This window comes from Serratia bockelmannii, assembly GCF_008011855.1.
GTDB lineage: Bacteria > Pseudomonadota > Gammaproteobacteria > Enterobacterales > Enterobacteriaceae > Serratia > Serratia bockelmannii.
Genome location: NZ_VOUX01000033.1, coordinates 297,138 through 322,982 on the forward strand (window position 1 = coordinate 297,138; position 25,845 = coordinate 322,982).

The 25,845-nt window shown below is 62.0% G+C and carries 25 protein-coding genes, 1 pseudogene and 1 riboswitch; of the genes and pseudogenes, 13 read left to right on the forward strand and 13 right to left on the reverse strand.

Features of this window, described 5'->3' with window-relative positions:
* The first annotated feature begins 29 nt into the window (after positions 1 to 29).
* A complete protein-coding gene (locus FOT55_RS17900) occupies positions 30 to 875 on the forward strand; it encodes an inositol monophosphatase family protein (protein ID WP_147823833.1) in 846 nt (281 codons plus the stop codon).
* Here the strand turns inward: FOT55_RS17900 and FOT55_RS17905 are convergent.
* From FOT55_RS17905 to FOT55_RS17930, 6 genes are all read right to left on the reverse strand, one after another.
* Positions 818 to 2,194 carry a cation diffusion facilitator family transporter gene (locus FOT55_RS17905; protein WP_060433122.1) on the reverse strand — a complete coding sequence of 459 codons (1,377 nt, stop codon included), beginning with the start codon at positions 2,192 to 2,194 and terminating at the stop codon, positions 818 to 820. The genes FOT55_RS17900 and FOT55_RS17905 overlap by 58 nt on opposite strands.
* Positions 2,195 to 2,220: 26 nt before the next feature.
* Complete coding sequence (locus tag FOT55_RS17910) at positions 2,221 to 2,400, reverse strand: hypothetical protein (RefSeq protein ID WP_025302915.1); 180 nt, start codon at positions 2,398 to 2,400, stop codon at positions 2,221 to 2,223.
* Between the two features lie 107 nt (positions 2,401 to 2,507).
* Positions 2,508 to 2,600, reverse strand: a complete 93-nt coding sequence (gene mgtS, locus FOT55_RS17915) for a protein MgtS (RefSeq protein ID WP_004938109.1) — start codon at positions 2,598 to 2,600, stop codon at positions 2,508 to 2,510.
* Positions 2,601 to 2,732: 132 nt separating this feature from the next.
* Entirely contained in the window at positions 2,733 to 3,755 is a 1,023-nt protein-coding gene (locus FOT55_RS17920) for a magnesium transporter (protein WP_025302916.1), read from the reverse strand.
* 75 nt (positions 3,756 to 3,830) lie between these two features.
* A riboswitch (M-box (ykoK) riboswitch) is annotated at positions 3,831 to 4,004 on the reverse strand.
* A gap of 142 nt (positions 4,005 to 4,146) precedes the next feature.
* Positions 4,147 to 5,766, reverse strand: a complete 1,620-nt coding sequence (locus tag FOT55_RS17925; RefSeq protein WP_147823834.1) for an ABC transporter substrate-binding protein — start codon at positions 5,764 to 5,766, stop codon at positions 4,147 to 4,149.
* A gap of 181 nt (positions 5,767 to 5,947) precedes the next feature.
* Positions 5,948 to 7,444, reverse strand: coding sequence for an alpha/beta hydrolase (locus FOT55_RS17930; protein ID WP_043143479.1), 1,497 nt, complete (start codon positions 7,442 to 7,444; stop codon positions 5,948 to 5,950).
* A 221-nt stretch (positions 7,445 to 7,665) separates the two neighbouring features.
* On the opposite strand from FOT55_RS17930, the gene FOT55_RS17935 reads away from it, so the two are divergent.
* Together FOT55_RS17935 and fusA are read left to right on the forward strand one after the other, a co-directional pair.
* Positions 7,666 to 7,914: a CsbD family protein gene (locus FOT55_RS17935; RefSeq protein WP_016927634.1), complete on the forward strand. Its 249-nt coding sequence runs from the start codon at positions 7,666 to 7,668 to the stop codon at positions 7,912 to 7,914.
* A 250-nt stretch (positions 7,915 to 8,164) separates the two neighbouring features.
* Positions 8,165 to 10,270 carry an elongation factor G gene (gene fusA, locus FOT55_RS17940; protein WP_147823835.1) on the forward strand — a complete coding sequence of 702 codons (2,106 nt, stop codon included), beginning with the start codon at positions 8,165 to 8,167 and terminating at the stop codon, positions 10,268 to 10,270.
* 27 nt (positions 10,271 to 10,297) lie between these two features.
* Here fusA and FOT55_RS17945 read toward each other — a convergent pair whose 3' ends face one another.
* Positions 10,298 to 11,266, reverse strand: a complete 969-nt coding sequence (locus tag FOT55_RS17945; protein WP_147823836.1) for a DMT family transporter — start codon at positions 11,264 to 11,266, stop codon at positions 10,298 to 10,300.
* A 98-nt stretch (positions 11,267 to 11,364) separates the two neighbouring features.
* On the reverse strand, positions 11,365 to 12,192 hold the full coding sequence (locus tag FOT55_RS17950; RefSeq protein ID WP_147823837.1) for an AraC family transcriptional regulator: 828 nt from the start codon (positions 12,190 to 12,192) through the stop codon (positions 11,365 to 11,367).
* Between the two features lie 196 nt (positions 12,193 to 12,388).
* On the opposite strand from FOT55_RS17950, the gene FOT55_RS17955 reads away from it, so the two are divergent.
* Positions 12,389 to 13,822, forward strand: a complete 1,434-nt coding sequence (locus FOT55_RS17955; RefSeq protein ID WP_147823838.1) for an NAD-dependent succinate-semialdehyde dehydrogenase — start codon at positions 12,389 to 12,391, stop codon at positions 13,820 to 13,822.
* Between the two features lie 48 nt (positions 13,823 to 13,870).
* On the opposite strand, the gene FOT55_RS17960 is transcribed toward FOT55_RS17955, so the two are convergent.
* The 3 genes and pseudogenes from FOT55_RS17960 to FOT55_RS17970 all read right to left on the reverse strand — a co-directional run bounded on the left by FOT55_RS17960 (position 13,871) and on the right by FOT55_RS17970 (position 16,736).
* Entirely contained in the window at positions 13,871 to 14,773 is a 903-nt protein-coding gene (locus FOT55_RS17960; protein WP_147823839.1) for an alpha/beta hydrolase, read from the reverse strand.
* Positions 14,763 to 15,656, reverse strand: coding sequence for an alpha/beta fold hydrolase (locus tag FOT55_RS17965; RefSeq protein ID WP_147823840.1), 894 nt, complete (start codon positions 15,654 to 15,656; stop codon positions 14,763 to 14,765). The genes FOT55_RS17960 and FOT55_RS17965 overlap by 11 nt, the downstream gene beginning before the upstream one ends.
* A gap of 25 nt (positions 15,657 to 15,681) precedes the next feature.
* Positions 15,682 to 16,736: pseudogene (locus FOT55_RS17970) on the reverse strand (sugar phosphate isomerase/epimerase family protein).
* A gap of 140 nt (positions 16,737 to 16,876) precedes the next feature.
* Here FOT55_RS17970 and FOT55_RS17975 point away from each other — a divergent pair.
* Positions 16,877 to 17,467, forward strand: coding sequence for a TetR/AcrR family transcriptional regulator (locus FOT55_RS17975; protein ID WP_147823841.1), 591 nt, complete (start codon positions 16,877 to 16,879; stop codon positions 17,465 to 17,467).
* Here the strand turns inward: FOT55_RS17975 and FOT55_RS17980 are convergent.
* Positions 17,464 to 17,766: a cupin domain-containing protein gene (locus FOT55_RS17980; protein WP_043143548.1), complete on the reverse strand. Its 303-nt coding sequence runs from the start codon at positions 17,764 to 17,766 to the stop codon at positions 17,464 to 17,466. The genes FOT55_RS17975 and FOT55_RS17980 overlap by 4 nt on opposite strands.
* A 77-nt stretch (positions 17,767 to 17,843) precedes the next feature.
* Positions 17,844 to 18,776 carry a LysR substrate-binding domain-containing protein gene (locus tag FOT55_RS17985; protein ID WP_043143466.1) on the reverse strand — a complete coding sequence of 311 codons (933 nt, stop codon included), beginning with the start codon at positions 18,774 to 18,776 and terminating at the stop codon, positions 17,844 to 17,846.
* 170 nt (positions 18,777 to 18,946) lie between these two features.
* On the opposite strand from FOT55_RS17985, the gene FOT55_RS17990 reads away from it, so the two are divergent.
* The 8 genes from FOT55_RS17990 to FOT55_RS18025 all read left to right on the forward strand — a co-directional run bounded on the left by FOT55_RS17990 (position 18,947) and on the right by FOT55_RS18025 (position 25,843).
* Positions 18,947 to 19,897 (forward strand): branched-chain amino acid ABC transporter permease, encoded by a 951-nt coding sequence (locus FOT55_RS17990; RefSeq protein WP_049205650.1) that lies wholly within the window; start codon positions 18,947 to 18,949, stop codon positions 19,895 to 19,897.
* Positions 19,898 to 19,907: 10 nt separating this feature from the next.
* On the forward strand, positions 19,908 to 21,020 hold the full coding sequence (locus FOT55_RS17995; RefSeq protein ID WP_147823842.1) for an ABC transporter permease subunit: 1,113 nt from the start codon (positions 19,908 to 19,910) through the stop codon (positions 21,018 to 21,020).
* On the forward strand, positions 21,017 to 21,787 hold the full coding sequence (locus tag FOT55_RS18000; RefSeq protein WP_033643185.1) for an ABC transporter ATP-binding protein: 771 nt from the start codon (positions 21,017 to 21,019) through the stop codon (positions 21,785 to 21,787). The genes FOT55_RS17995 and FOT55_RS18000 overlap by 4 nt, the downstream gene beginning before the upstream one ends.
* Positions 21,780 to 22,493, forward strand: a complete 714-nt coding sequence (locus FOT55_RS18005; protein WP_043143459.1) for an ABC transporter ATP-binding protein — start codon at positions 21,780 to 21,782, stop codon at positions 22,491 to 22,493. Before FOT55_RS18000 ends, FOT55_RS18005 begins: the two co-directional genes overlap by 8 nt.
* 76 nt (positions 22,494 to 22,569) lie before the next feature.
* Positions 22,570 to 23,679: a branched-chain amino acid ABC transporter substrate-binding protein gene (locus tag FOT55_RS18010; RefSeq protein WP_406882405.1), complete on the forward strand. Its 1,110-nt coding sequence runs from the start codon at positions 22,570 to 22,572 to the stop codon at positions 23,677 to 23,679.
* 18 nt (positions 23,680 to 23,697) lie between these two features.
* Entirely contained in the window at positions 23,698 to 24,189 is a 492-nt protein-coding gene (locus FOT55_RS18015; RefSeq protein WP_049205643.1) for an L-2-amino-thiazoline-4-carboxylic acid hydrolase, read from the forward strand.
* Positions 24,186 to 25,412 (forward strand): Zn-dependent hydrolase, encoded by a 1,227-nt coding sequence (locus FOT55_RS18020; protein WP_060447726.1) that lies wholly within the window; start codon positions 24,186 to 24,188, stop codon positions 25,410 to 25,412. Before FOT55_RS18015 ends, FOT55_RS18020 begins: the two co-directional genes overlap by 4 nt.
* Positions 25,413 to 25,495: 83 nt before the next feature.
* Positions 25,496 to 25,843, forward strand: coding sequence for an ArsR/SmtB family transcription factor (locus FOT55_RS18025; protein ID WP_004938187.1), 348 nt, complete (start codon positions 25,496 to 25,498; stop codon positions 25,841 to 25,843).
* The last annotated feature ends 2 nt before the right edge of the window (positions 25,844 to 25,845 follow it).

Here is a 25,845-nt window from a genome sequence, read left to right on the forward strand (position 1 = left end):
TCGATTCGTTCTTTGCTATCGAGCCTGCCATGACTTCACTTTCCCCACGGGACATCGAGGCGCGCTACCGCTTCGCGCGTGAGATCGCCCGCGCCGCCGCCGATCTCGCTTTCAGTTTTTATCAACGGCGGCAAAGCCTGGCGGTCGACTTTAAACAGGGGCTGCAGGACGTGGTCAGCGAAGCCGACCGCCGCGTCGAAGCGCTGATCCGCCGCATGATCAATCGCCGGTTTCCCCAGGATGGCTTTCTCGGCGAAGAGAGCGGCAGCAGCGGCGAGCACGCCGCCTGCGTTTGGGTCGTCGATCCTATCGATGGCACCGCCTGCTTCCTGAACGGATTGCATACCTGGTGTATCGCGATAGGCGTGGTGATCGACGGCGAGCCGACGATCGGTGTGGTCTACGATCCCAACCACCGCGAGATGTTCCGCGCCTGCCGCGGCGGCGGCGCCTTCCTCAACGGGGAACCGATAGGCGTGCATGCCGGGCGCAGCGTTGCGGATGGCGTGATGGGCGTCGGGATATCACCGCGCGCCTCGGCGGCGGAATTCAGCGGCTTTCTCTGTCGCCTGCTGCAGGCGGGAGGAATGTTTGTGCGCAGCGGCTCCGGCGCGTTGATGACCGCCCAGGTGGCCGCCGGACGGCTGCTGGGCTATTACGAACCGCACATGAATGCCTGGGACAGTCTGCCTGGACTGGTGCTGACGCGCGAAGCCGGCGGCGTGGCGAATGACTTTATGCACAACAACGGGCTGCGGCGCGGCAACCCGCTGCTGCTGGCCAACGCGGTGCTCTATCCGCAGTTGGCCGCGCTGATTCAAATGCCGGGCTTGATCGGCTCGACGTGCCCTATCGCGCGCGTGATGGCCGGATAAAGCGCGCGCAGCCGCCGCTCGACCCGATCGACCGCATCGTGCGCGGCGGCGATGGTTACCACCGGCGACACGCGGCAGTGGAAGTTGACGATGATGCCGCCGTCGGTCTTGCGCGCACGGATGTTGTGTACGTCTTGCACATTCTCCCCCTGCTCCAGCGCCGATTGCAGGATACGGCGAATAGCGGCCAGCTCCACCGCATCGACATCCTCGCTGGTCAGCCAGTGCGGCGTCTGCGGCTCCAGGTGCGTCTCTATTTCAGTGTCTTCGCCGATCGCCTGGCGCAGGATCCCTTCTATTTCCGTGGCGATGTCATGCGCCTGCGCCACGCTGACGTGGGCCGGCACCGCCAAATCCATGCCGATCGCCATACGCGTCGGCAACTGCTGCAAGGTCACATTCTGCACCTGCGCGCCGTGGTTGGCGGCAATCGCCCGAATGCGGGTCGCCATGTCTTCGTCGCTGCGGGTCTGCGGCACCGCGATGACAGTGAATTCCGCCCTGGCGTACTGCTCCCGCAGCCGTTCGATGATTTCTCGCTTCAACGTATCGATGCGCTCCAGCGGCAAGGTGCGGCACACCGCCACCGTGATCTCGACAAACATTACGGCGCCGGCGTTGCGAATGCGCACGCTGTCGCAGGCCAGCACCGCCGGAAAGCTGTCCAGCGTGGCGCGAATCGCTTCGGTGGCTCCGGCGGGCGCAGTATCCATCAACGAATCGAAGGAGCGTTTACCGAGCTTGATTGCGGCGACAAAGATAAAACCGGCGACGATCAGCGCGGCGATGGCGTCCGCACGGCCAAAGCCTAGCAGCACAAACACCATGCCCAGCAGCACCACGCCGGATGAAAGCATGTCGGAGAAGAAATGCAGCGCATCCGCCTCCAGCGCCGCGCTGTCGGTGGCTTTGGCGACGCGGTTGAGCGCCCGCACGCGGAAGAAATCGACGCAGATGGAGATCAGCAACACCGCGATCACCACCGGCGCCGCGACGATCTCATGCGGTTGCCCGAGCAGGCTGCTGCCCGCCTCATAGACAATCCAACCGGCGGCGCCCAGCAACAACAGCACTTCGAACAGCGCCGCCAGGTTTTCCACTTTGCCGTGGCCGAAGTGGTGATCGTCATCGGCGGGTTTATCGCTGATGCGCACCGCCAGCCAAGTGATGCTGGTGGCGATAAAATCGGTGAAAGAGTGGATCCCTTCGGATATCAGGCCAATACTGCCGGTAAAAATGCCGGCGACGAATTTGCCCGTGGCCAGCACCCCGCTGGCAATCATCGAGTTTCTGGCCACGGCCTGTTTTTCATTCTGCATGATGCTGCTCACATTCAGACGGTGATTTATTTTTTTACTTTAGCGGATAATTGCCAGACAAAGGCGATCAGCAGCATACTGCCAGAGAATGTCAGCATGAGGCTAGTAAGAAAATTGGATTTTCCGGTGGAATAAAAATAAATCTCATTAACGCCCACCGAGATCATTAAAATGGCGTAGAGCAATCCCAAAATAAGAATCGTCATTATTATCAACTCCCGTATCAGGCCGCGCGTTCAGCGCGCCACTAAATCCTCCCCATAATAAATAGCGGTTACGGGGAGGATGCATCTAGGCGGATCTTTAGCGTTCATCAATCATCCCATTTGGTGCTCATATAGGCCGCCAACAGGCCCAGCGAGCTGATCATTGCCAGGAATCCCATAAAAATAGTCATGTTTCCCATTATTTTGTCCTCAGGTTAAATGTTATCGATAAAAGCCCCTTGCGTTAAATATCGGGGTTGGTCGGTATCCATGGTTTTTTAACGTCCTCCTCTTTTTGGCAACATTCCCGCGCTTTCAAGCGCGGGACCCGTTTAAATTCCCAGGACGTGCTGGGCGATTTTGAAATAAATAATCAGGCCGGTGCCGTCGATAAAGGTGGCGATAAACGGCGCCGACACCACCGCCGGATCGATACCGAGCCGTTTCAGCAGCATCGGAATGATCGACGAAACAATGGCGCTCCACACGGTGATCGCCACCAGCGACAGGCTGACCACCAGCGTCACCTCCATGCCGACGCCCATGATCCAGGCGCGCACCCAGGCCGCCAGACCGATGGTGACGGCGATCAGCAGCGAGGTCGTGACCTCTTTGCGGATCACCGCGCCCAGATTGCGCAGGCTGACCTCGCCCAGCGCCATAGCACGCACCAGCGTCGAGGTGATCTGGGTGCCGCTGTTGCCGCCGGTGCCGATCAGCAACGGGATGAAGAACGCCAGCGCAATCGCCGCTTCGAGCTGATCTTCAAACGCTTTCAGCACGTTGCCGGTGTAAGCTTCGGCCACGAACAACATCAGCAGCCACACCGAGCGTTTGCGCCACAGCGCCCACGGGCTGGTCTCCAGATAAGGCTTGTCCAGCGGCAGGCTCGCGCCCTGACGCTGCGCGTCTTCGGTGTTTTCATCTTCGACCAGCCGAGCGATCTCGCGCTCGCCCAGCACGCCGACCAGCGTGTTGTTCGCCACGACCGGCACCACGTCCAAACCGCCTTTGCCCAGCAGATGCGCCACGTCATTGCGATCGTCGTCGGGTGAAACCTGGAAATAGCTGTAATCCATCATTACGCCGACCGCTTTGTCCTCATCGTCGCACTGCAGCAGTTTTTTCACCGACAGCGTGCCGCGCAAATGATAGTCGTCCGCGGTAATAAAGACCCGGGTGGGAATTTCGTCCGTTTTTAGCTGCGAAAGTAAATATTCCCGGGCATGCGTGACCGTCATCGTCGCGGGAACGGTAATAAAATCGGCGTTCATATAACCGGCAACTGAAGTTTCATCGAGAGTTTCAGTCGCGCGCAGCGCCGGAGAAGAAGAGTATTGATGTGACTTGATCATTTTGTCAGTCCCTATTTCTGTTGTGAACTTCAACAGCGAATCGCATAGGGGCGTAACCACAGAGGGAGTGCAGACTGCCTATCTCCGCGTCCAGGTTTTAGCACTATACAACGTATCCGAATTGTTGCTCGGAAGTTACTTTGGGCTGAACCTTAATCCGATAAAGCCTGTCTTAACCTTGGGCATCTCTCGATGTCGTCAGATCAGTAACCTGTGTTTGTATAGGAGCCTCGCCAAACGAGATACTGCATATAAACTACCGGCGCAGTATAGGCGTTGTTTTATCCGGCGGGAAGAAAAGATTGCCCGTCGTTTATGGAGTATTTAGGATAATTTTATTAAATGTGAATCTATAAAAACGGCTGATATAAATCAGCCGTTTTTTTATTTCTCAGTGCGCGAGAATGTAGACGTTTTTATCGTATAGCGCGCCCTGACGGGTAAAGTCGATCCCCTTCACGTAAGGTTTGACCAGCGTGGCGTTGGCTTCGTAGTACACCGGCGCGACCGGCGTATCGACGGCCAGCACCGCCTCGGCCTGCTGGAAATACTGCTGCACCTGCTGCGGTGTCGGCGCCGCCGTCGCCTGATGCAGAATGCGGTCGTACTCCGGATTGCGGTATTTGGGGCTGTTTTCGCTGCTGTCGGAACGGAACACGTTCAGGAAAGTAGACGGATCGTTGTAATCCGCCAGCCATCGAGTAAAGGCCACGCCGTACTGCCCGCGGTTGATATTATCCAGCGTCACTTTACGCTCCTGGCTTTGCAAGGTGGCCTCTACCCCGAGGTTCTTTTTCCACATGGCGGCGGCGGCGATGACGATCTTCTTGATGGTGGCGTCGTTACTGTACAGCACGGTAAAGCGCAGCGGATGCTCGGCGTTGAAACCGGCCTGCGCCAGCAGTTGCTTCGCCTGGGCGTGCCGTTGTTCCGGCGTCCAGCCGGCCGCGGCGCCGGGCTGCAGGCGATAGCCGCCCGCCCCCGTTGGGGTAAAGGTCCAGGCCGGCTGCTGGCCATATCCCAGCACCTTGCCGGCGATGATCTCTTTATCCAGCGCCAGATTCAGCGCCTGACGCACCCGCACGTCGTTGAACGGCGCCTGGCGGTTGTTGAAGGCGAAATAGCTGGTGGAGAGCAGCGGATAGGTCACCAGCTGTTGCTCACCGAGCGTTTTTTTCAGCTGCTGATACAGCTCCGGCGGCGTGGTATACCCCAATTCCACCTCGCCGGCGCGAAAACGCGCCACTTCCGGGAATCCCTGTATCGGCAAGAACGTCACCTTGTTGAGCACGGTGTTGGCGTTGTCCCAATACTGCGGATTGCGTTCCACCACCACCTTTTCGTTCACCACCCACTGGCTGAGGCGGAACGCGCCGTTGCCGACAAAATGCGCCGGTTGAGTCCAGTTTTTGCCGTACTGCTCCACCACCTTGCGGTTAACCGGCAAGACCGGAAAATGCACCAGTTGTTTGAGCAGATAGGAGTTGGGCTCCGACAGCGTCACCTGCAGGGTGTGCGCATCCAGCGCCTTGACGCCCAGCTCGCTCGGTGGCTTGCTGCCGGCGTTGATCGCCGCCGCGTTCAGCACGTAGGCCGAAGCCAGATAGCTGCCGTACGGCGACGCGGTTTTCGGATCGGTGAGGCGCTGCCAACTGTAGACGAAATCGTCGGCGGTGACCGGATCGCCGTTCGACCACTTGGCCTGCGGCCGCAGATGGAAAGTCCAGACGTTGCCCTGGTGCTCCCACTTCTGTGCCAGCGCCGGGATCACTTCGCCGTCTTTTCCGACGCGCAGCAAGCCTTCGAACAGATCGTTGAAGATGTAGAACTCCACATTGCTCTCGGCCAGGTTTGGATCCAGCGTCGCCGGTTCATACCCGTTGGCGCGCACCAGTTCTTGCGCCGCCGCCAGTTTAGCGCCCGCCGGCACCTCGGCCGCCTGTGCGACCGTCGCGTTAAAAGCCAGGATGATTAAACCAGCCAATTTCTTGCTATTGAATGAATATTTCACGTCGATATCCCTGATGAGTGTTTTATCGCGTTCAATATGCAATGAGGCAGTGGAATAAATTAAATCATTAATCGCTATGAGTCATAACCAAAAGCGGTATTGAATTTCTTTCATTATCAACGAAATAGTGGCGAAAGAACGGAGGTAAACAAGAAAAGAGGCCGGGCTGCCCCCGGCCTCCTCAGCGGCAAACCTTGTCGCGGCGCGGCTTTTTCGGCGCCAGCAGATACTCCACCACGCTTTCGTCAACGCAGCTGTCGATGCCGTTCAGCGCCAGCGTATGTCCGTCGCGTTCGCGGGTGATCAGCGGGCTTTTAAAGGCGGCGGCCATCACCTGGGCGTTGCGGTACGGCGTGGTCGGATCGTAGCGCTGGGCGACGAACAGCAGCGGCGGCAGCGCGGCGGACGCCACCGGGGTGTGCGGCCGATCTTTGCCGCGGTACGGCCATAGATCGCACATTTCCAGCGGATACTCGTGTAGCGGCAGGTAGTGAGCGTACAAAGCGGCGGTATTGATCTCCTGCCGCTGCCTGCGCAACTGCTGCGGATCGGCCGTCGGGTTGGCGACGTCGGCGCAAGTGATGACGTTCAGGGCATCATCGGCATCCGGCGAATAGCTTTCGTCAATCAGATCGGAAACCTGCTGCCCGGCGATGCCGGCATCGAGTTGACGCAGCACGGTCGCCAGCTCATGCCAGCGCTCCGGCCACAGCAGCAGCGAACGCGTGACCGTCAGCACATCGTCGGCGGAGATTTCATAGCCCGCCGCAGTGACGAACGGTTGATCGTGCAGCTTGCGCAGTAAGGCATGATAGCGCTGCAGCGCCTGATTAGCGCCGCCGCCCAGCTGGCAGCTGTCGGTTTTGCCGCAGTAGGCGGCGAAGCGCAGGAAGCTTTGCTGGAAGCCCCGCTCCTGGTTCATGCGCTGGGTGAAGTCGTCCTCCGCCAGATCCACCACCCCGTCCAGCACCAGCGCGCGCGTCTTCTTCGGAAAACGTTCGGCATACAGCGCCGCCACCTTGGTGCCGTAAGAGTATGCCACCGCCGTCAGCCCCGGTTCGCCCAGCGCGTGGCGGATCGCGTTCAGATCGTTGACCGCCTCGTCGGTGCCGATGTGTTGCAACACGTCCGCGCCGGTCTGTTTGATGCAGGCGGCAATCAGGGTGCGCGTCTGATTCTCCGCGCCGGCAACGTCGTTATCGTCCGGCGTCGGGGTTTCGTCGCCTTCGGCCAGCTGACAAGAAATTTTCGGCGTCGACTGACCGACGCCGCGCGGATCGTAACCGATGATATCGTAGGATTTTCGCAGTCTGGCGACGTGGGCGTCGTTGCCCAGATAGGGGTTGATGCCCGGCAGGCCTGGGCCCCCGCTGATCATTACTACGCTGCCCTTTTTCGGCCCGGTAGCGGGCTGCAGGGTCAGTGCCAGACGCACGGTCTGTTCGCCCGCCTGCGCCGCATGGGCGGGCGGCGTGGCGTAGGCTAACGGCACCTCGAGGTAACCGCAGCGCAGCCCCGGCGGTGGCGCCTCATCGAACCAGCGCTGAAAACCGCTGTTGAGACAAGATTGCCAACGAATGCCGTTCTCGACCGCCATGCCGTGAGCCGCCGGCTTGGCCAGGGCGGGCAACGCGGCGGCGGTCGCGGCGAACAGCGCCAGAATACGCAGTACTGACATGGGGAGTCCTTTCAACTCAACGAATCGGTCAAAGGGTAAAGATACTCGGTTAAACCGCTAGCCAATAGAACATAAAAAAACGCGCGGGTGAAGCCGACGCCGTGCGTATGGAAAGACTTTTCTTTGCTCAGATTGATCTTATAACGCACAGAATGCTGCAAAAAATGCCATTCACCTGCTAGGCTTAGTGTTCGTTAACCCACAAGGAACAGGAGAGCAGCATGTTTGGTAAAGCGGAAGACAAAGCCAATGAAGCCGCAGGCGCGGTACAAGAAGCGTTCGGCAAAGCCGTTGATTCGCCGGAGCATCAGGTGCGCGGCGCGGCGCGCAAATACGCCTCCCAGGCCAGCTATGCCGCCCGTGACGCAGCGGACAGCGTAAGAACGCAGGTGGAAGCCAACCCGCTGGCCGGCGTAGCCGTTGCAGCAGCGGTCGGCATCGTTTTCGGCTTCCTGCTGGGCCGCAAATAAGCGGCGAATGCGCCCTACGACAACAGGCCCGTTACGGGCCTTTTTTTTTCGCCCTTTTCTGCACCGGCGCCGTTATGCGCGCAAACTTTCATCTATCACAGCCATCGCTTAAAAAAACTAACGCCTTCAACTACGATTAGTTTGTGACCAGAGCGAGGCTCTGCGATCCGGCGGATAACCCTATGAGGATTATCATCATTATCCATGCTGTTTAAGCCGCTCTCCTTCATGCGGCTAAGAAAGGTTAATTATGGCTCGCACCACCCCTATCGAACGTTACCGCAATATCGGCATCTCCGCGCATATCGATGCCGGCAAGACCACCACCACCGAGCGGATTCTGTTTTACACCGGGGTCAGCCACAAGCTGGGTGAAGTGCATGACGGCGCGGCGACCATGGACTGGATGGCGCAGGAACAGGAGCGCGGCATCACCATCACCTCGGCGGCCACCACCTGCTTCTGGAACGGCATGCAGCATAATTATCCGCAGCACCGCATCAATATCATCGACACCCCCGGGCACGTCGATTTCACCATTGAAGTGGAGCGTTCGATGCGCGTGCTGGACGGCGCCGTGATGGTCTATGACTCGGTGGGCGGCGTGCAGCCGCAGTCGGAAACCGTCTGGCGCCAGGCCAACAAGTACAAAGTGCCGCGGCTGGCGTTCGTCAACAAGATGGACCGCATCGGCGCGGATTTTTTCCGCGTGCGCAAAATGATGATCGAGCGCCTGAAAGCCAACCCGGTGCCTATCGTTATCCCTATCGGCGCCGAAGATCACTTCAGCGGCGTGGTGGATCTGGTGCGGATGAAAGCCATTCTGTGGGACGAGGCCTCGCAGGGCATGAACTTCAGCTTCGAAGAGATCCCGGCAGAGCTGCGCGACTCGGCACAGGAGTGGCGTGAAAACATGATTGAGGCCGCCGCCGAAGCGTCGGAAGAACTGATGGAGAAATACCTCAACCAGGTGCCGCTGAGCGAAGAGGAGATCGTTCACGGGCTGCGGGTGCGCACCGTCGCCGGCAAAATCCAGCCGATGCTGTGCGGCTCTGCGTTCCGCAACAAAGGGGTGCAGCGCATGCTGGATGCGGTAATTGAACTGATGCCCTCGCCGCTCGACGTGCCGCCGATGGAGGGCCACGGTGAACACGATGAAATCATCACCCGCAAAGCCGACGATAATGAAAAATTCTCGGCGCTGGCGTTCAAGCTGATGACCGACCCGTTCGTCGGCCAGCTGACTTTCGTGCGCGTCTACTCCGGGGTGCTGGCCAAAGGCAGCAGCGTTTACAACCCGATCAAGGGTAAAAAGGAACGCATCGGCCGCATCGTGCAGATGCACGCCAACGATCGTAAGGACATCGACGAACTGCACGCCGGTGATATCGCCGCCTGCGTTGGCATGAAGGACGTCACCACCGGCGATACGCTGTGCGACCCTGGCGCCATCATCACGCTGGAACGCATGACCTTCCCCGAGCCGGTGATCGCCCAGGCGATCGAGCCAAAGACCAAGGGCGACCAGGAGAAAATGGGCATCGCGCTGCAGCGTCTCTCTTCGGAAGATCCGTCGTTCCGCGTGCGCACCGATGAAGAATCCGGCCAAACCATTATCTACGGCATGGGCGAGCTGCACCTCGAGATCATCGTCGATCGCATGCGCCGCGAGTTCGGGGTGGAGACTACCACCGGCAAGCCGCAGGTGTCGTACCGCGAAACCATCCGCAAACGGGTAACCGACGTGGAAGGCAAGTTCGTGCGCCAGTCCGGCGGTAAAGGGCAATACGGCCACGTGGTGCTGACCGTCGAACCCAACGACCCCGGCAAAGGCTTCGAATTCTTCGATGAGATCAAGGGCGGCGTCATTCCGGGCGAATTTATCCCGGCGGTGAAAAAAGGCGTGCTCGAGGCGCTCAATAACGGCGTGCTGGCCGGTTATCAGGTGGTGGACGTCAAGGTACACCTGACCTTCGGTTCTTACCATGACGTCGACTCGTCGGAACAGGCGTTCCGCATGGCGGCGATCTTCGGCTTCAAGGAGGCCTGCCGCCTGGCGGATCCGGTGATCCTTGAGCCGATCATGTCGGTAGAAGTGGAAACGCCGGAAGATTACGCCGGCAACGTGATGGGCGACCTCTCCTCACGCCGCGGTCTGGTGCAAGGCATGGAAGAGATCCCGGGCGGCGGCGGCAAGGAAATTCGCGCCAAGGTGCCGCTGTCCGAGATGTTCGGCTACTCGACGACCCTGCGATCGATGTCGCAGGGCCGCGCCACCTACACCATGGAGTTCAGCCACTACGCCGAAGCGCCGCGCAACGTGGCCGAAGAGATCATTCACCACAGCAAGCGTTAACCCCCATGCCCGCCTTCGCGGCGGGCGTCACCCCAGCTTGTCCTCCAACGCCACCACCACCGGCTGCGGCTTGATACGCATGGCATACACCACGCCGGCGATCAGGCAGACGATGCCGGCCAATGTCAGCAGCGGCGGCCAGGCCTGGCGCAGCAGAAAGGTATAGGCCAACCCCGCCAGAATTTCGAACACGATAAGAGGCCCCACCAACACCGTCGGCAGCCGCTGGCTGGCTTCGTTCCAGCACAGCGCCCCCAGCCAGGAGCAGAACACGCCGATAACCAGCATCAGGGGGATAAATACCTCGGGGCGCGGGCCGAACGGCAAGGCAAACGCCGGTTCGCTCAGCGCCAATTGGCCGCAGACCGCCAGATAGCCCAGCAGCGCCAGCGGCAGCGTCACCAGCCCCTGCGCCGTGGCCCAGGTGGCCGGCCGCTGCGTCGGGTTCTCCCGCAGCCAACGCGAATTGCGCAGCGGGAACCAGGTCCAGCACGCCACCGCCAACGCGGCCAGCCCAAGGCCGCTGAGATAGCGCCAGCCGTCGATCGGCAGCGCGTTGCCGCGCAGTTCGGCGATGTTTACGCACGCTAACCCGCAGACGATCAGCAGCAGCGCCGGCGCCAGCTTGCTCCAGGCCAGGCGCCCGTCGTGCCGGCCGTAAAACAGATTGGCGCAGATGGCGATCACCACCGGCAAGGTGCCGATGATCATGGTCGATACCGGTGCGCCGGTACGCTGAATGGCGCTGGCCAGGCACAGGTAGTACAGCAGATTGCCGATGGCCGTCAGCTTGAGCGCTTCCAGCCAATCCTGGCGCCGCAGCTTGCGCAGGCGGCGGCGATCGAACCACGCCAGCGGCAAGGTGATCAGCCCGAAGGCCAGATAGCGCCCGGTGGACTGCAGCGCGGCGGGATAATCCGGCACCAGCAGCGGGCCGACGAAAATCAGTCCCCACATCAGCCCGGCGGCCAGGGCAAACACAACGCCAATGAACATAACGACTCCGACAAACGGCCGGCGCGGCCAACCCGCCCGACAAGACAGCGGCAGAATAACGAAAACGCGGGGAGGAATTATTGTAGCAGGTTGCTGTTTTAGCCCAATTTCACCTGTTTCTGGAAACGCACTGGCGTGACGCCGTAACGATTGGCGAAGGCGCGCGTCAGGTGCGCCTGATCGGTCAGCCCCGCCGCCGCCGCCACCTGTGCGGCGGTCATGCCGCGCTCCAGCATGCGTTTGGCCTGCGACAGCCGGATCGCCATCAGCATCTGCTGCGGCGAAACGTGATATTCGGCCTTGAACTTGCGCAGGAAATGGTACGGGCTGAGCGATACCAGCTCGGCCAGTTGGCTGAGGGTCACCGCCTCAGCGAAGTTATCGTGCAGGTAGCTTTTCACCACCTCGAAACGATGCGCCGCTTCGGCTTTTTCCCGCTGCCCGGTGCGGATGTGCGGGTGCAACAGCTCGACCGCCTCAAGCAGCAGGCCGTCGAGCGTGAGCGGATCGTCGGTTTGCCACAGCGTGGCGAGAATGGCGGACAGGCGCTGCGCCGCCCGCGGATCGTGGCGCACTGCATCGGTAAACCACTGGCTCCGATCGCCGGACAGCTGCTCCAGCGCCTCGGGCGCCAGATAGAGCATGCGGTAACACCAGCCGCCCGGCGTTTCGGCTTCGCCGGTATGCAGTTCGTCCGGGTTCATCAGCACCAGCGCGCCCGGCGCCGCCAGATGCTGCGCGCCGCGATAGCGGAAACGCTCCGCCCCGGTGTCTACGGTGCCGATGGCGAAGGCGTCGTGGGTATGCGGCTCGAAGGCATAGCGCTCGATGTGCGCCTGATAGAGTTCGACGCCCGGCAGATGTGACAAATGCCGGAACTGTGCGCAATCCTTCTCGAACGGAAACTGTTGTGGTACCCCTTGCACCCGACCTCCTCGTCCGTGCTGACAATCTGCTCAGCATAGCCAAAACATCGCCGGTTGAGTAGCCGCCCTGGCGCTTTCGTGCCCCTCGCCTGGACGATCGCCGCCATTCGGCGTAGGGTTAAGGTCCCTGTCCCTTTCAGGCGCGCCGCATCGCGAAGCTCATCGGCCCCTGACACTCCGCAAACAAGAGGCAACAATGTATCCGGATACTCAACTGTATATCGATGGACACTGGCGCAACGCACTGGCCGGGAAAACCCTGCCGGTCACCAACCCCGCCACCGACGAGATAATCGGTCAAGTGGCGCACGCCGCCACAGAGGATCTCGATCTGGCGCTGGCCGCCACCGAGCGCGGATTTAACGTCTGGCGCGACACCGCCGCGCACCAGCGCGCCAATCTGATGCGCAAAGCCGCGGCGTTGCTGCGCGAACGCGCCAACGCCATCGCCGCCGTCATGACGCAGGAACAGGGTAAGCCGGTGGCGCAGGCCAAAATCGAAATTCTCAACGCCGCCGACGTTATCGAGTGGTTCGCCGGCGAAGCCACCCGCACCTACGGGCAGATTATTCCGTCCCGCGCTCGCGACGTGCAGCAGCAAACCCTGAAACTGCCGGTCGGCCCGGTGGCCGCCTTCACGCCGTGGAACTTCCCGATCAACCAGATCGTGCGCAAGCTGTCCGCCGCGCTGGCGGCGGGCTGTTCCATCATCGTCAAAGGTCCGGAAGAAACGCCGGCCTCACCGGCTGAACTGATCAAAGCCTTCGCCGACGCCGGTATTCCGGCCGGGGTGATCGCGCTGGTGTATGGCACCCCGGCGGACATTTCGGAATACCTGATCCCCCATCCGACCATTCGCAAGATCTCCTTCACCGGCTCCACTCGCGTGGGCAAGCATTTGGCGGCGCTGGCCGGCCAGCATATGAAAAAGGCCACCATGGAGCTGGGCGGCCACGCGCCGGTGCTGATCTTCGACGATGCCGATCTCGACGCGGCGGCCAAAGAGCTGGCGCAGTCCAAGTTCCGCAACGCCGGCCAGGTCTGTATCGCCCCGACCCGCTTCCTGATCCAACAAGGCGTTTATGAGGCCTTCGTGGAGAAATTCACCGCCGCGGTGCGTGAGCTCAAGCTCGGCAACGGGCTGGAAGACGGCGTGACGATGGGGCCGATGGTGTTGGGCCGCAGCGTCGACAATATCGAGGCGCTGGTGCAGGACGCTATCGCCCACGGGGCGAAGGCCAGCACCGGCGGCAAACGCGTGGCGGGCAAAGGCAACTTCTTCGAGCCGACGGTGCTGCGCGACGTGCCGCTGACCGCGCGCGCCATGTCGGAAGAGCCGTTTGGCCCGGTCGCCCTGCTGCGCCCATTCGCCACCTATGACGAGGCGATCGCCGAAGCCAACCGCCTGCCGTACGGCCTGGCCGCCTACGCTTACAGCCGCAACATCGCCACGGTCAATGCGCTAGGGCGCGACGTGGAGAGCGGCATGCTGAGCATCAACCACATCGGTTTCGGCCTGCCGGAAACACCGTTTGGCGGCGTGAAAGACTCCGGTCACGGCACCGAAGGCGGCAGCGAAGCGATCGAATCCTACCTGGAAACGCGCTTTGTCACCGTCGCCGGCCGATAATCGCCCGGCAGATGAATAGCCAGAAGCCCCGCAATGCGGGGCTTTTTTTTACTCACCGGCCAGTTCGAACAGCTGCCGCGCCGCCGGGGTCAGCCCCAGCATGTGAATACAGGCATGCACCATGCCCGGCAACCGTTCGCAGCGCACCGACACGCCCGCCTCACGCAGCCGCTGCGCATACTGTTCGGCCTCATCGCGCAGCGGATCGTATTCGCAGCTCAGGATGGTGGCCGGCGGTAACCCGCGCAGCGTGGCGGCATACAACGGTTCCGCGCCGGGATCGCGCCGCTGGCCCAGATACTGCTGCCAACAAAACCCCATCGCGTCGCGCGTCAGAAAGTGCCCCTCGGCAAACTCGTGATAGCTCGTCGTCGTCATCTCGCGGCTGAGCGCCGGGTACAGCAGCAGCTGACGTTCGATGTACGGGCCGCTGCGATCCCGCGCCAACAGTGCGACCGCCGCCGCCAGATTGCCCCCTGCGCTATCACCGCCCACTGCCAGGCGCTGCGCGTCAATCCCCAACTGCGGCGCCCGTTGCGCCACCCAGCAGAGCGCCTGATAGACATCTTCCAGCGGCTGTGGAAACGGGTATTCCGGCGCCAGACGATAGTCAACCGACAGGATCACCCGGCCGGTGGCGTTAGCCAACGCCTGACAGGGCCGATCGTACAACGCCAGTGAGCCGAGGCACCAGCCGCCGCCGTGGGCGAACAGCATCGCCGGCTGCGCGGTCGTGCCGTTTTCCCCCGCCGGTAGATAGGCGCGCAGTGCAATCCGGTGTCCATCGGCGGCGACCACCGTATGGTCCCTGACGCCGCCGCTCGGTTCCGCCTCGCCCTGCAGCTGGCGTAAACCGGTTTCCGTGGCCGCGCGCATTGCCGCCAGCGAAGCGGGCGGTGGCACGTCGGCCGATGCCGTCAAAAAGGCGGCGATGCGTTCATCAAGCGGCATACGGCTCTCCCGCCAGGAATGACGTAATCAGTGCAATAAATTCCTCATGACACTCCTCGGTGATGAAATGGCCGCAGCCGGCGACGGTTTCGCCCCGCAGATCGTGCGCATTGCCCTGTAGCGTCGTCAGCGGCGCGTCGCCGGTGGCGTGCTCCGCTCCCACCGTCAACACCGGCATCGTCAAGGGCGTAGCGGCGCGCAGCCGGTTCTGCCGCACGGTCTCCGGGATCGCCCGGTAATAGTCGAATCCGGCGCGCAGGCCGCCCGGTGCCGAATAGGCGGCGATATACACCTCCGCCGCCACCCGATCGCGCCGATAGGACCAGCGGTTGAAGATATAGCCAAGATACTCCCGTTCGCGCCCCTGGGTCAGGGTCTCCGGCAAATCCGCCAGCTGGTTGAACATGAAATGCCACAGGAAGATGTTCTCCTCCGGCGCAACGAAAATCGGCGGCGGCGGCGCCAGCCCGGGGATCACGGCCTCCGTCAGCACCAGACGCTCCACCGCCTGCGGGAAATCGCTCGCCATGGCGTAACCGATCCACATGCCGATGTCGTGGCCAACCAGTTGGTAACGTCCATGGCCCAGTTGCGCCATCATTGTGTGCAGCGCCGCGCCGACGCTGCCGGTGTCGTAGCCGCCAGCGGGCTTGTCAGAATCGCCGATGCCCGGCGGATCGACGGCGATCGCCTGAAAACCGGCCGCCGCCAGCGCTTGCATCACATGGCGCCAGGTGTACCAGGTTTGCGGCCAGCCGGGGATCAGCAGCACCGGCCGCCCTTCACCGGCCACCACGCAGTGAAGGCGCCGGCCGTTGACCTGGAGATAGACGTGTTCCGCCGCGAGATCCGCCAACGGGACCTCGTTCTGTCGATATTGCATGGGGTGACTCCCTTAAGGATTGGGCTCAGCGAATGCCGAGCAAGGCGTTGATCTGCTGCGGGCTGACCGGCGCACCGGCGAAGTCATCGAACACTTTGTCGGTGACGCGGATAATGCGATCGCGAATGAAGGCTGCGCCTTCGCGCGCGCCGTCCTGCGGGTTTTTAGGCAACATTCCCACTCCAATGCCGCCCAGCCCGAATAGCCGTACTGCGTCAGGCGCGAAAAGATGCCGTTGAAATCAACCTGGCCGTCGCCCAGCGAGCGGAAGCGGCCGGCGCGATCGATCCAGGATTGATAGCCGCCGTAAATGCCCTGGCGACCGGTCGGATTGAACTCGGCGTCCTTGACGTGGAACATGCCGATAACGTCCTTATAGATATCGATAAACTCCAGATAGTTAAGCTGCTGCAGCACCATATGGCTCGGATCGAACAGCACCCGACAACGCGGGTGGTTACCGACGCGCTCAAGAAACCTCTCGAACGTCACGCCGTCGTGCAGATCCTCACTCGGGTGAATTTCATAACACAGGTTGATGCCCTGTTCTTCGCAGGCGTCGAGCACCGGCAGCCAGCGTTTGGCGAGTTCGTCGAACGCGGTGTCGATCAATCCTTCCGGGCGCTGTGGGAACGGGAACAGATAGGGCCAGGCCAGCGAACCGGAAAAGGTGCCCAGCTCGCTGAGCCCGAGCCGCGCCGACGCCTTCACCGCCAGCAGCATTTGCTGCCGCGCCCACTCGCCGCGCGCCTGCGGATTGCCCTGCAGCGCCGGCGGCGCGAAGCTGTCAAACAGCGCATCGTAAGCCGGGTGTACCGCCATCAGCTGGCCGAAGATATGGCTGGTCAATTCGCTGACCACCAACCCCTGCTCCGCCAACATGCCGGTCAGATCGTCGCAGTAGGTTTGGCTTTCCGCGGCGGTGGCCACGTCAAATAAACGCCGATCCCAGGCCGGGATCTGCAAGGCGGTAAAACCGGTTTGCGCCGCCCACTCGGCGATGGCCGGCAGGCTGTTGAACGGCGCTGTCTCATCGCTGAACTGCGCGAGATGCAGGCTTGGACCTTTGAGGGTTTTCATCGTAAACTCCTATTAGTTGTCGATTGACAAACAATAGAGGCAAGGCGCGATGACCGCAAGCGAAATTTATAAAGACATTGGTATTCCCGCCGATTTAAGCGATCCTATGTCGCTGAATGGCAGGTAAATTGGAGCAGAGAATGGCTGGCAGACCGCGTGAGTTCGACCGCGAACAGGCGCTCTTGAAGGCGCGAAACTTATTTTGGCGGCAAGGTTACGAAGGCACCTCGATGTCGGATCTGGTGGCGGAATTGGGCATTGCTTCCGCGCGCATCTACAAGGCGTTCGGCTCCAAAGAGCAGCTGTTCCGCGAGGCAATCGCCAGTTACGAAACCGAGGAAGGCGGCTTCGCCGATCGCGCCTTCGCGCAGGAAAGCGGCATTCGCCCGGCGATCCAACGTATCCTGGAAGATGCCGTGCGTCTCTACAGCCGGCCAGATCTGCCGCAGGGCTGCATGGTGGTCTCCGCCGCCGCCAGCGTCAGTGCGGAAAACGATGGGCTCAAAACCTGGCTGGCAGAGCATCGGTTGCAGCGTACGCAGCAGATCATCGAACGGCTGCGGCAGGCGGTGCAAACCGGCGAATTGCCGGCCGATACCGACGCCGACAGCCTGGGTGACTATTTCGCCGTCTTCCTGCACGGCCTGTCGATTCAGGCACGTGACGGCGTCACTGAAGAGCGGCTATTGGCAGCGGTAAAGGTGGCGCTGGCGGTCCTGGGCGCCGCTTAATCCTCCGGCAGATCGACAATCACCAGCGTGCCTTCGCTGCCCGGCAACACGCGATGCGGCACGCCGGCCGCGGCCTGATACAGCTGGCCGGCGCGCACCACCACCACTTCCCCCGCCACCTGCAGCCGCAGGTGGCCGCTGATCACCAGCAATCCTTCGCTGTAATCATGCACTTCATCCGCAATGCTGCGCGCGTCCATGCGCAGCACTTTGATATTGGCCGCACCGACGCGGCCCAGCACGGCAGAACGCCAGGCCTCGGGCAGTTCGGCCGCCTGCTGGTTTAAATCGAACAGCATCGTCATACCTTATCGCGACACAGGAACCCGCACTCTACTGCAAGCCGCCAGGTGCTGAAAGACGCGTTGGTTGTAGATTATGCCCCGACGTTCTGAGCCGCCGCCTCACGCCGCAGCCATTGCCGCAGATTTTCGCCTTCCTGCGACAGCTCGCTATCCAGTCGAGCGCACAGGTAATAATCGCGGCCGTCGTCGATCGGCAGATCGAACATTTTGATCAACTCACCGCTCTCAAGGTACTGGGCGATTAACGGTTCACGCATCAACGCGCACCCTAGCCCCGCCTGCACCGCCGCCAGTGTCAACAATCCGTCTTCAAACATCGGCCCGATGCTGCGCAGCGGGCGTTTAACGCCGGCCAGCTGAAACCATTGCATCCAGGTATTGCGCTCCTCGTCGTGCAGCAGCGGCAGCGTCGCCAGCTGATCCGGCGTATCCAGCAAACCGTGCAGTTTACTGAATGCCCGGCTGCACACCGGCACCATTTGGCCAGACATCAGCTTTTCGCTGCGATAGCCGGTCCACTGCCCAACCCCGAAGCGGATCGACAGATCGGCGGCGTCGCTCAGGTAATTGCGGTGGTTGGCGTAAACCACATTGATGTCGATATCCGGATTTTCGCGCAAAAAGCCACGCAGCCGCGGAATGAACCAGCCCATGCCGAACAGCGGGATCAGGCTGATGGTGACCTGCCGCGATGCGGACTGCTCGCGCACGTGTTCGGTCGCCTGGCGCAGCACGTTGAACGCCGAGCGAATCGAACGGTAATACTCCCGCCCCTCGCTGCGCAGCACCAGGTTACGCCCCTGCCGTTCGGTCAACGGCATCTGCAAAAATGCCTCCAGCGTTTTGAGTTGATGACTGACCGCCGAAGGCGAAATCATCAGCTCGTTAGCCGCCGCGCTGATGCCACCCAGGCGCGCGATGGCTTCGAACGCCCGCACGGCGCGCAGCGGCGGATCGTTCGGCAGCATCGGCAATGGCTCATCGTACTGTTCTGTTTTTTTCATATATTGACTGTTTTTGGGAAATCGACACTGAAGGGATGGGTTCAATATACATAAAAATCAACGTATTAAAATCACTCGTTTTTTGTATAAGAAAGTATTTTTCCGTATTTTACAATTTTTTTAAATTCTCTACTGTGAGCCTCCTGACTCATTATCTCCGGACTCTCCTTATGGATACGCTGGTACAGCAAACCGTCAACGGTTTGATGCTCGGCAGCATCTATGCGCTGATCGCGCTCGGTTACACCATGGTGTACGGCATCCTGCGCATCATCAATTTCGCGCACGGCGACGTGCTGATGGTCGGTGCGCTGAGCGCGTTGTCGGCGATCGGCGTGTTGCAACACCACTTTCCCGCGTTATCGCCGTACGCCACGCTGCTGCTGGCGGCCCTGTTCGCCATGGCGGTCTGCGCCATTACCTCGATGGCGATCGAGCGTCTCGCCTACCGCCGGTTGCGCACTGCGCCGCGCCTGGCTCCGCTGATCAGCGGCATCGGCGTCTCGCTGCTGCTGCAAACCCTGGCGATGCTGATCTGGTCACGCAATCCCCTGATGTTTCCGCAGCTGCTGCCAATGACCCCCATCGCCCTGACTGCAGGCAGCGGCGGGCATGCGCCAGCGGTGATCACCGGCACGGCGATCGTCACGCTGGTGGTGGCCGTGGCGGTCATGGCCGGCCTCTGGCTGCTGGTCGAACACAGCCGTTTCGGCCGCGCCATGCGCGCCACGGCGGAAAACCCGCAGGTCGCCGGCCTGATGGGCATCAGTCCTGACCGCATCATCGTTCTGACCTTTGCGCTCGGCGGCGCGCTGGCGGCGGTGGCCGGCATCATGATGGCCAGCAACTACGGCAACGCCGGTTTCTCGATGGGCTTTCTGCCGGGCATCAAGGCGTTTACCGCCGCCGTGCTCGGCGGCATCGGCAACCTGCGCGGCGCGATGCTCGGCGGATTGCTGCTAGGCCTGTTCGAATCGCTGGGCACCGGCTATCTCGGCGAGCTGACCGGCGGCGTGTTCGGCAGCAACTACCAGGACGTGTTCGCGTTTCTGGTGCTGATCGCCGTGCTGGTCTTCCGCCCCTCCGGGCTCTTGGGCGAACGTATCGCCACGCGCGCATAAGGACATCACCATGACCGTTTTGACTCCCCCCGTTCCTCTGGCCACGCCGCGTCGCGCCAGGCTGGGGCTGACGCTGTTCATTCTCGCGCTGCTGCTGGCGCCCTGGGTGGCGGGCGCCGCCGGCGGCAACTACTGGGTGCGGGTCGTCGACTTCGCCCTGCTGTACCTGATGCTGGCGCTCGGGCTGAACATCGTGGTGGGCATGACCGGGTTGCTGGACATGGGTTTTATCGCCTTTTACGCCGTCGGCGCCTATTTGGCCGCGCTGCTGTCATCATCGCATCTGACGCAGCAATTCCCGCTGCTGCTGCAGTGGTTCCCCGACGGGCTGCACCTGTCGATGCTGTGGCTGATCCCGCTGGCGGCGCTGCTGGCGGCGGCGTGCGGCATCCTGCTTGGCGCGCCGACGCTGCGGCTGCGCGGCGACTATCTGGCGATCGTCACGCTCGGTTTCGGCGAGATCGTGCGCATTCTGATGCGTAACCTCGATCGCCCGGTCAACCTCACCAACGGCCCTAAAGGCATTTCCGGCATCGACCCGGTCAGCCTGTTCGGCCTGAAGTTTTCCGGCATGCATGAGTGGTTCGGCGTGCGTTTCTCCGGGCTGTATCTCTATTACTACCTGTTCGCCGCGCTGCTGCTGGCGATCCTGTTTATCAGCCTGCGGCTGCAAAACTCGCGCATTGGCCGCGCATGGACAGCGATCCGCGAAGACGAGGACGCCGCGCGGGCGATGGGCATCAATACCCGCAACTTCAAGCTGCTGGCCTTCGCCATCGGCGCCACCTTTGGCGGTGTGGCCGGCGCGTTGTTTGCCGCGTTTCAGGGCTTCGTGTCGCCGGAATCGTTCACTCTGCAGGAATCGATCGCCGTACTGGCGATGGTGGTGCTCGGCGGCATGGGGCACATCCCCGGCGTGATCCTGGGTGCGCTGCTGCTGGCCGCCCTGCCGGAGCTGCTGCGCAGCAGCATGGGGCCGCTGCAGCAGGCGCTGTTCGGCCAGGTGCTGATCGACCCGGAAATCATTCGCCAACTGTTTTACGGCCTGGCGCTGATCCTGGTGATGCTGTATCGCCCGGCGGGCCTGTGGCCGGCTCGCCATGCTGGGAGGACCGCCGCATGACACCGCTGCTCGCTTTACACCATATCAGCAAACGCTTCGGCGGCCTGACGGCGGTGGATGACGTCAGCATGAGCATCCGCCAGGGGGAAATCTACGGCCTGATCGGGCCGAACGGCGCCGGTAAGACCACCTGCTTCAACCTGATCACCGGCCTGTATCGCGCCGACGCGGGCGAGTTCCGCCTGGCGGGCCAGCGCTATAAACCCCAGGCGATCGACAAAGTGGCGCAGGCCGGCATTGCCCGCACCTTCCAAAACCTGCGGTTGTTCAATGAAATGAGCGTGCTGGAAAACGTGATGGTCGGCTGCCACGTGCGCACCCGCAACGGCCTGTGGGCGGCGATCGCCCGGCACCGTCGCGCCAGGGAGGAGGAACAGGCGGTGCGCGATAAATCTCATGCGCTGCTGGAGTACGTCGGCATCAGCCAATTCGCTCATTACCGCGCCGGCGATCTCGCCTACGGCCATCAGCGGCGGCTGGAGATTGCCCGCGCGCTGGCGACCGAGCCCCGGCTGCTGGCGCTGGACGAACCGGCGGCCGGCATGAACGCCGGAGAAAAAGTGGCGCTGCGCGAACTGCTGCTGCGCATCCGCGACAGCGGCAAAACGCTGCTGCTGATTGAACATGACGTCAAGCTGGTGATGGGTCTGTGCGATCGGCTGACGGTGCTGGATTACGGTAAAGCGATCGCCGAAGGCGAACCGGCGCAGGTGCGGCGCGAACCGGCGGTCATTCAGGCCTATCTGGGAGGTGGCGCGCATGTCTGAAGCCCTGCTGAGCGTTAAACGACTCAAAGTGTCTTATGGCGGCATTCATGCGGTCAAAGGCATCGATTTCACGGTGAACGCCGGCGAACAGGTGACGCTGATCGGCGCCAATGGCGCGGGCAAAACCTCCAGCCTGCGGGCGCTGACCGGCCTGCAGCCGTTTGAGGGCGACATCCTGTTCGACGGCCGTTCGATTCGCGGCATGCCGCCGCACCGCTTGCTGCAACAGGGGCTGGTGATGGTGCCGGAGGGACGCGGCATTTTCACCCGCCTGACGGTGCGAGAAAACCTGCAGCTGGGCGCCTATGCGCGGCGTGACGCATCGGCGGTGCGGCAAGATTTCGAACGCGTGTGCGCCACCTTCCCACGGCTGAGCGAGCGCCTGCATCAACCGGCCGGGCTGCTTTCCGGCGGTGAACAACAGATGGTGGCGATGGGCCGCGCGCTGCTCAGCCGCCCGCGGCTGCTGATATTGGACGAACCGTCGATGGGGCTGGCGCCGATTGTGGTGGAGGCCATTTTCTCGGTCATCAAGCAGTTAGCCCGTGACGGTGTCACGCTGCTGTTGGTCGAGCAGAACGCCCGCCTGGCGCTGGCGTCCACCGATCGCGCCTACGTATTGGACAGCGGCAGCCTGAGCCACAGCGGCCGCTCCGCCGACATGCTGGACGATGAAAAAATCAAACAGATCTATTTGGGTGAATAACCGTTGTTACCTTTAACCGCACCAGGAGTATGACATGCAGCAGAACATTCGCATCAAGCCGTTGGCGCTGGCCGCCATGACAATGATCCTGAGCCTCCCGGCGCTGGCGGACGACACCGTGCTGATCGGCCTGGCCGGGCCGCTGACCGGCCCTTCCGCGCGCATCGGCAAAGATCTCGAAAACGGCGCACGGCTGGCGATCGCCGACGCTAACGCACAGAAACCGACGCTGAACGGCAAACCGGTCACCTTCAAATTACTGTCCGAGGACGATCAGTCCGACCCGCGCACCGCCGTGGCCGTGGCGCAGCGCTTGGTCGACGAAGGCGTCGCCGGCGTGGTCGGCCACTGGAACACCGGCACCAGCATCCCGGCGGCGCGCATCTACCACGACGCCGGCATCGCTCAGGTGGCGCCGGTGGCGACCGGTCACGGCTACACGCAGCAAGGCTTTGACACCAGCTTCCGCGTGATGGGCCACGACGACGACGGCGGCAACTACGCCGGGCAATATGCGGTGAAAACGCTGAAAGCCCAGCGCATCGCGGTAATCGACGATCGCACCGCCTTCGGCCAAGGCCTGGCGGATGAGTTCATCAAATCGCTGCAGGCTCAGGGCGTGCAGCCGGTCACCCGCGAGTATGTCGACGACAAGACCGTCGATTTCAGCGCCGTGCTGACCACCGTGCGCAGCAAAAACGCCGATCTGATCTTCTTCGGCGGCGTGGACTCCCAGGCGGCGCCGCTGGCGCGCAAACTGAAACAGCTGGGCATGAACGCACAGCTGATGGGCGCCGGCGGCTTTGTCAGCCAGACCTTCCTGACACTGGCGCAGCGGGAAGGCGAAGGCGTGGTGGCGCTGGAGCCGGGGCTGCCGCTGGAACAGATGCCGGGCGGCAAGGCGTTTGAACAAGCCTACCGCGATCGTTACCACACCCACATCGAACTGCATGCGCCCTTCGCCTACGACGCCACCCGGGTGCTGATCGCCGCCATCGAACAAGCCGGCTCGGCCAATCCGGCCGATTACCTGCCGAAACTGCGCGCCATACATTACCAGGGCGTGACCGGCGCCATTGCCTTCGATGCGCAGGGCAACCTGCAACAGCCGAGCTTCACCCTGTACCGGGTGGTCGACGGCAAATGGCAGCCGCAAACCGTGTTGGGCGGCGACAAAACACAATAAATCAAGAGGAGCAAGGCGATGAGCTGTGCAAATAACGAATTGGGCATTTTGGCCCGCAGAAAGATTGAGGCGGAAATCATCAAACCGATCTACCAGATCCTGGTGCGTGAAATCGGCAAGACGCGCGCTCAGGCAGTGATCGGCGAAGCCATCGAGAATGCCGCCATCGAGGCGGGCAAACAGTTCGCCGCCCAGGAACCGAACGGCGCGGATCTGCGCAGCTTCGCCGCCTTGCAGTACCTGTGGGAAAAAGACGATGCGCTGCGCGTCGAGGTGATCAACCAGGATGCGCAGCACTTCGACTATAACGTCACCCGCTGCCGCTACGCCGAGATGTATCACGAGATGGGGCTGGGGGAGATCGGCCACCTGCTCTCCTGCGCCCGCGACAGCCAGTTCATCGTCGGCTATGCCCCAGAGGTTGACCTGCAGCGCAGCCAAACCATCATGTCCGGCGCCCCCTGCTGCGATTTTCGCTACACCGCCAAAACGTCGGGAGAAGAACAATGACGTATCGAGTCAACGGCGAGCGCCTGTGGCAAAGCCTGCAGACGATGGCGCAGTTCGGCGCCATCGCCAATAACGGCGTCACCCGGCTGGCGCTGAGTGAAGAAGATCGGCAAGCGCGCGATCAGCTGCGCGCCTGGGCGCTGGAGGCGGGTTGCAGCGTACGCGTCGACAAAATGGGCAACATGTTCCTGCGGCGTGAAGGCGCTCGCCCCGAGCTGGCGCCGGTCGTCACCGGCTCGCACGGTGATTCGCAGCCCCGCGGCGGCCGTTTCGACGGCATCTACGGCGTGCTGGCCGGATTAGAGGTTATTCGTACCCTTAACGATCGGCAGATCGTCACCGAACGCCCGATTGAAGTGATCAACTGGACCAACGAAGAAGGCGCGCGCTTCGCGCCGGCGATGATCGCCTCGGGCGTGTTCGCCGGGGTATTCGACCTGGAATACGGCCTGACGCGCCGCGACGAGCACGGCGTCAGCCTTGGCGACGCACTGGAACGCATTGGTTACGCCGGCGAGCACCCGGTGGGCGGCACGCCGATCCACGCCGCCTTCGAACTGCACATCGAACAGGGGCCGATTCTGGAAGCGGAACATCTCGACATCGGCGTGGTGACCGCCGCACAAGGGCAGCGCTGGTATGAGCTGGAGGTCGTCGGCTTCAGCGCCCATGCCGGCACCACGCCAATGGATCGGCGCCGCGATGCCCTGCTGGGCTTTACGGCGCTGGTCACGGCGGTCAACCGCATCGGTTGGGATTTTGCGCCCGATGCGCGCGCCACGGTGGGCATGGCGCAAATTACCCCCAATTCACGCAACGTGGTGCCGGGACGCGTCTTTTTCAGCGTCGAATTCCGCCATCCGCAAGAGTCTACCCTGGAGCAGATGGAGCAGCGTCTGCTGACGGCGGTAAACCACGTCAACGGCGACGGTCTGACCGCCCGCGCCGACCGCATCTTCCAGTATCCCCCTATCGCTTTTGATCGGGGCTGCATCGACAGCGTACGCCACGCCGCGCAAGCATTGGGCTATCGCCATCGCGACATGATTTCCGGCGCCGGCCACGATGCCTGTTACCTTAACCGCGTCGCCCCGACCGCCATGATTTTCATTCCCTGCGTGGACGGCATCAGCCACAACGAGCGGGAAGATATCACCCCCGCCTGGGCCGCCGCAGGCGCCGACGTGTTGCTCAACGCCCTGCTGGCGCACACCTGCGCCTGATCCTCGCCCCGGTTTCTCGCCGGGGCAAAAAAATATTCAACAAAACGGTTGAATATTAGCCCACCTGTTCTATATTCAACCATATGGTTGAATTATCTTCCTCACAGCTGGACGCCATTTTTCATGCGCTGGCCGACCCGACCCGCCGTTCGATGTTACGCGCGCTGGCCGGCGGTGAGCGCAGCATCGGCGAACTGGCCGCGCCGTTGCAGATGTCGTTCGCCGGCGCCTCCAAGCACGTGAAAGCACTGGAACATGCGGGCCTGGTGCAACGCACCGTGCAAGGAAGAAACCATATCTGCCGGCTCGAACCCGAGCCTATGGCGCAGGCCATGCACTGGCTGCAAACCTATGAACATTTTTGGACTGAACGGCTGGATGCGCTCGAACAGGCGCTGCTGCAGCCCGAACAGCTTCCTCCCAAGGAGTGAAC

Bases quoted from the DNA above. Each gene is read 5' to 3' on its own strand.
- FOT55_RS17920 (WP_025302916.1), bottom strand. From the start codon at position 3,755: ATGATCAAGTCACATCAATACTCTTCTTCTCCGGCGCTGCGCGCGACT.
- FOT55_RS17955 (WP_147823838.1), top strand. From the start codon at position 12,389: ATGTATCCGGATACTCAACTGTATATCGATGGACACTGGCGCAACGCA.
- FOT55_RS17935 (WP_016927634.1), top strand. From the start codon at position 7,666: ATGTTTGGTAAAGCGGAAGACAAAGCCAATGAAGCCGCAGGCGCGGTA.
- FOT55_RS17985 (WP_043143466.1), bottom strand. From the start codon at position 18,776: ATGAAAAAAACAGAACAGTACGATGAGCCATTGCCGATGCTGCCGAAC.
- FOT55_RS17945 (WP_147823836.1), bottom strand. From the start codon at position 11,266: ATGTTCATTGGCGTTGTGTTTGCCCTGGCCGCCGGGCTGATGTGGGGA.
- FOT55_RS17990 (WP_049205650.1), top strand. From the start codon at position 18,947: ATGGATACGCTGGTACAGCAAACCGTCAACGGTTTGATGCTCGGCAGC.
- FOT55_RS18015 (WP_049205643.1), top strand. From the start codon at position 23,698: ATGAGCTGTGCAAATAACGAATTGGGCATTTTGGCCCGCAGAAAGATT.
- fusA (WP_147823835.1), top strand. From the start codon at position 8,165: ATGGCTCGCACCACCCCTATCGAACGTTACCGCAATATCGGCATCTCC.
- FOT55_RS18000 (WP_033643185.1), top strand. From the start codon at position 21,017: ATGACACCGCTGCTCGCTTTACACCATATCAGCAAACGCTTCGGCGGC.
- mgtS (WP_004938109.1), bottom strand. From the start codon at position 2,600: ATGGGAAACATGACTATTTTTATGGGATTCCTGGCAATGATCAGCTCG.
- FOT55_RS17980 (WP_043143548.1), bottom strand. From the start codon at position 17,766: ATGCTGTTCGATTTAAACCAGCAGGCGGCCGAACTGCCCGAGGCCTGG.
- FOT55_RS17975 (WP_147823841.1), top strand. From the start codon at position 16,877: ATGGCTGGCAGACCGCGTGAGTTCGACCGCGAACAGGCGCTCTTGAAG.
- FOT55_RS17965 (WP_147823840.1), bottom strand. From the start codon at position 15,656: ATGCAATATCGACAGAACGAGGTCCCGTTGGCGGATCTCGCGGCGGAA.
- FOT55_RS17960 (WP_147823839.1), bottom strand. From the start codon at position 14,773: ATGCCGCTTGATGAACGCATCGCCGCCTTTTTGACGGCATCGGCCGAC.
- FOT55_RS17930 (WP_043143479.1), bottom strand. From the start codon at position 7,444: ATGTCAGTACTGCGTATTCTGGCGCTGTTCGCCGCGACCGCCGCCGCG.
- FOT55_RS18025 (WP_004938187.1), top strand. From the start codon at position 25,496: ATGGTTGAATTATCTTCCTCACAGCTGGACGCCATTTTTCATGCGCTG.
- FOT55_RS17905 (WP_060433122.1), bottom strand. From the start codon at position 2,194: ATGCAGAATGAAAAACAGGCCGTGGCCAGAAACTCGATGATTGCCAGC.
- FOT55_RS18020 (WP_060447726.1), top strand. From the start codon at position 24,186: ATGACGTATCGAGTCAACGGCGAGCGCCTGTGGCAAAGCCTGCAGACG.
- FOT55_RS17910 (WP_025302915.1), bottom strand. From the start codon at position 2,400: ATGACGATTCTTATTTTGGGATTGCTCTACGCCATTTTAATGATCTCG.
- FOT55_RS18010 (WP_406882405.1), top strand. From the start codon at position 22,570: ATGACAATGATCCTGAGCCTCCCGGCGCTGGCGGACGACACCGTGCTG.
- FOT55_RS18005 (WP_043143459.1), top strand. From the start codon at position 21,780: ATGTCTGAAGCCCTGCTGAGCGTTAAACGACTCAAAGTGTCTTATGGC.
- FOT55_RS17900 (WP_147823833.1), top strand. From the start codon at position 30: ATGACTTCACTTTCCCCACGGGACATCGAGGCGCGCTACCGCTTCGCG.
- FOT55_RS17995 (WP_147823842.1), top strand. From the start codon at position 19,908: ATGACCGTTTTGACTCCCCCCGTTCCTCTGGCCACGCCGCGTCGCGCC.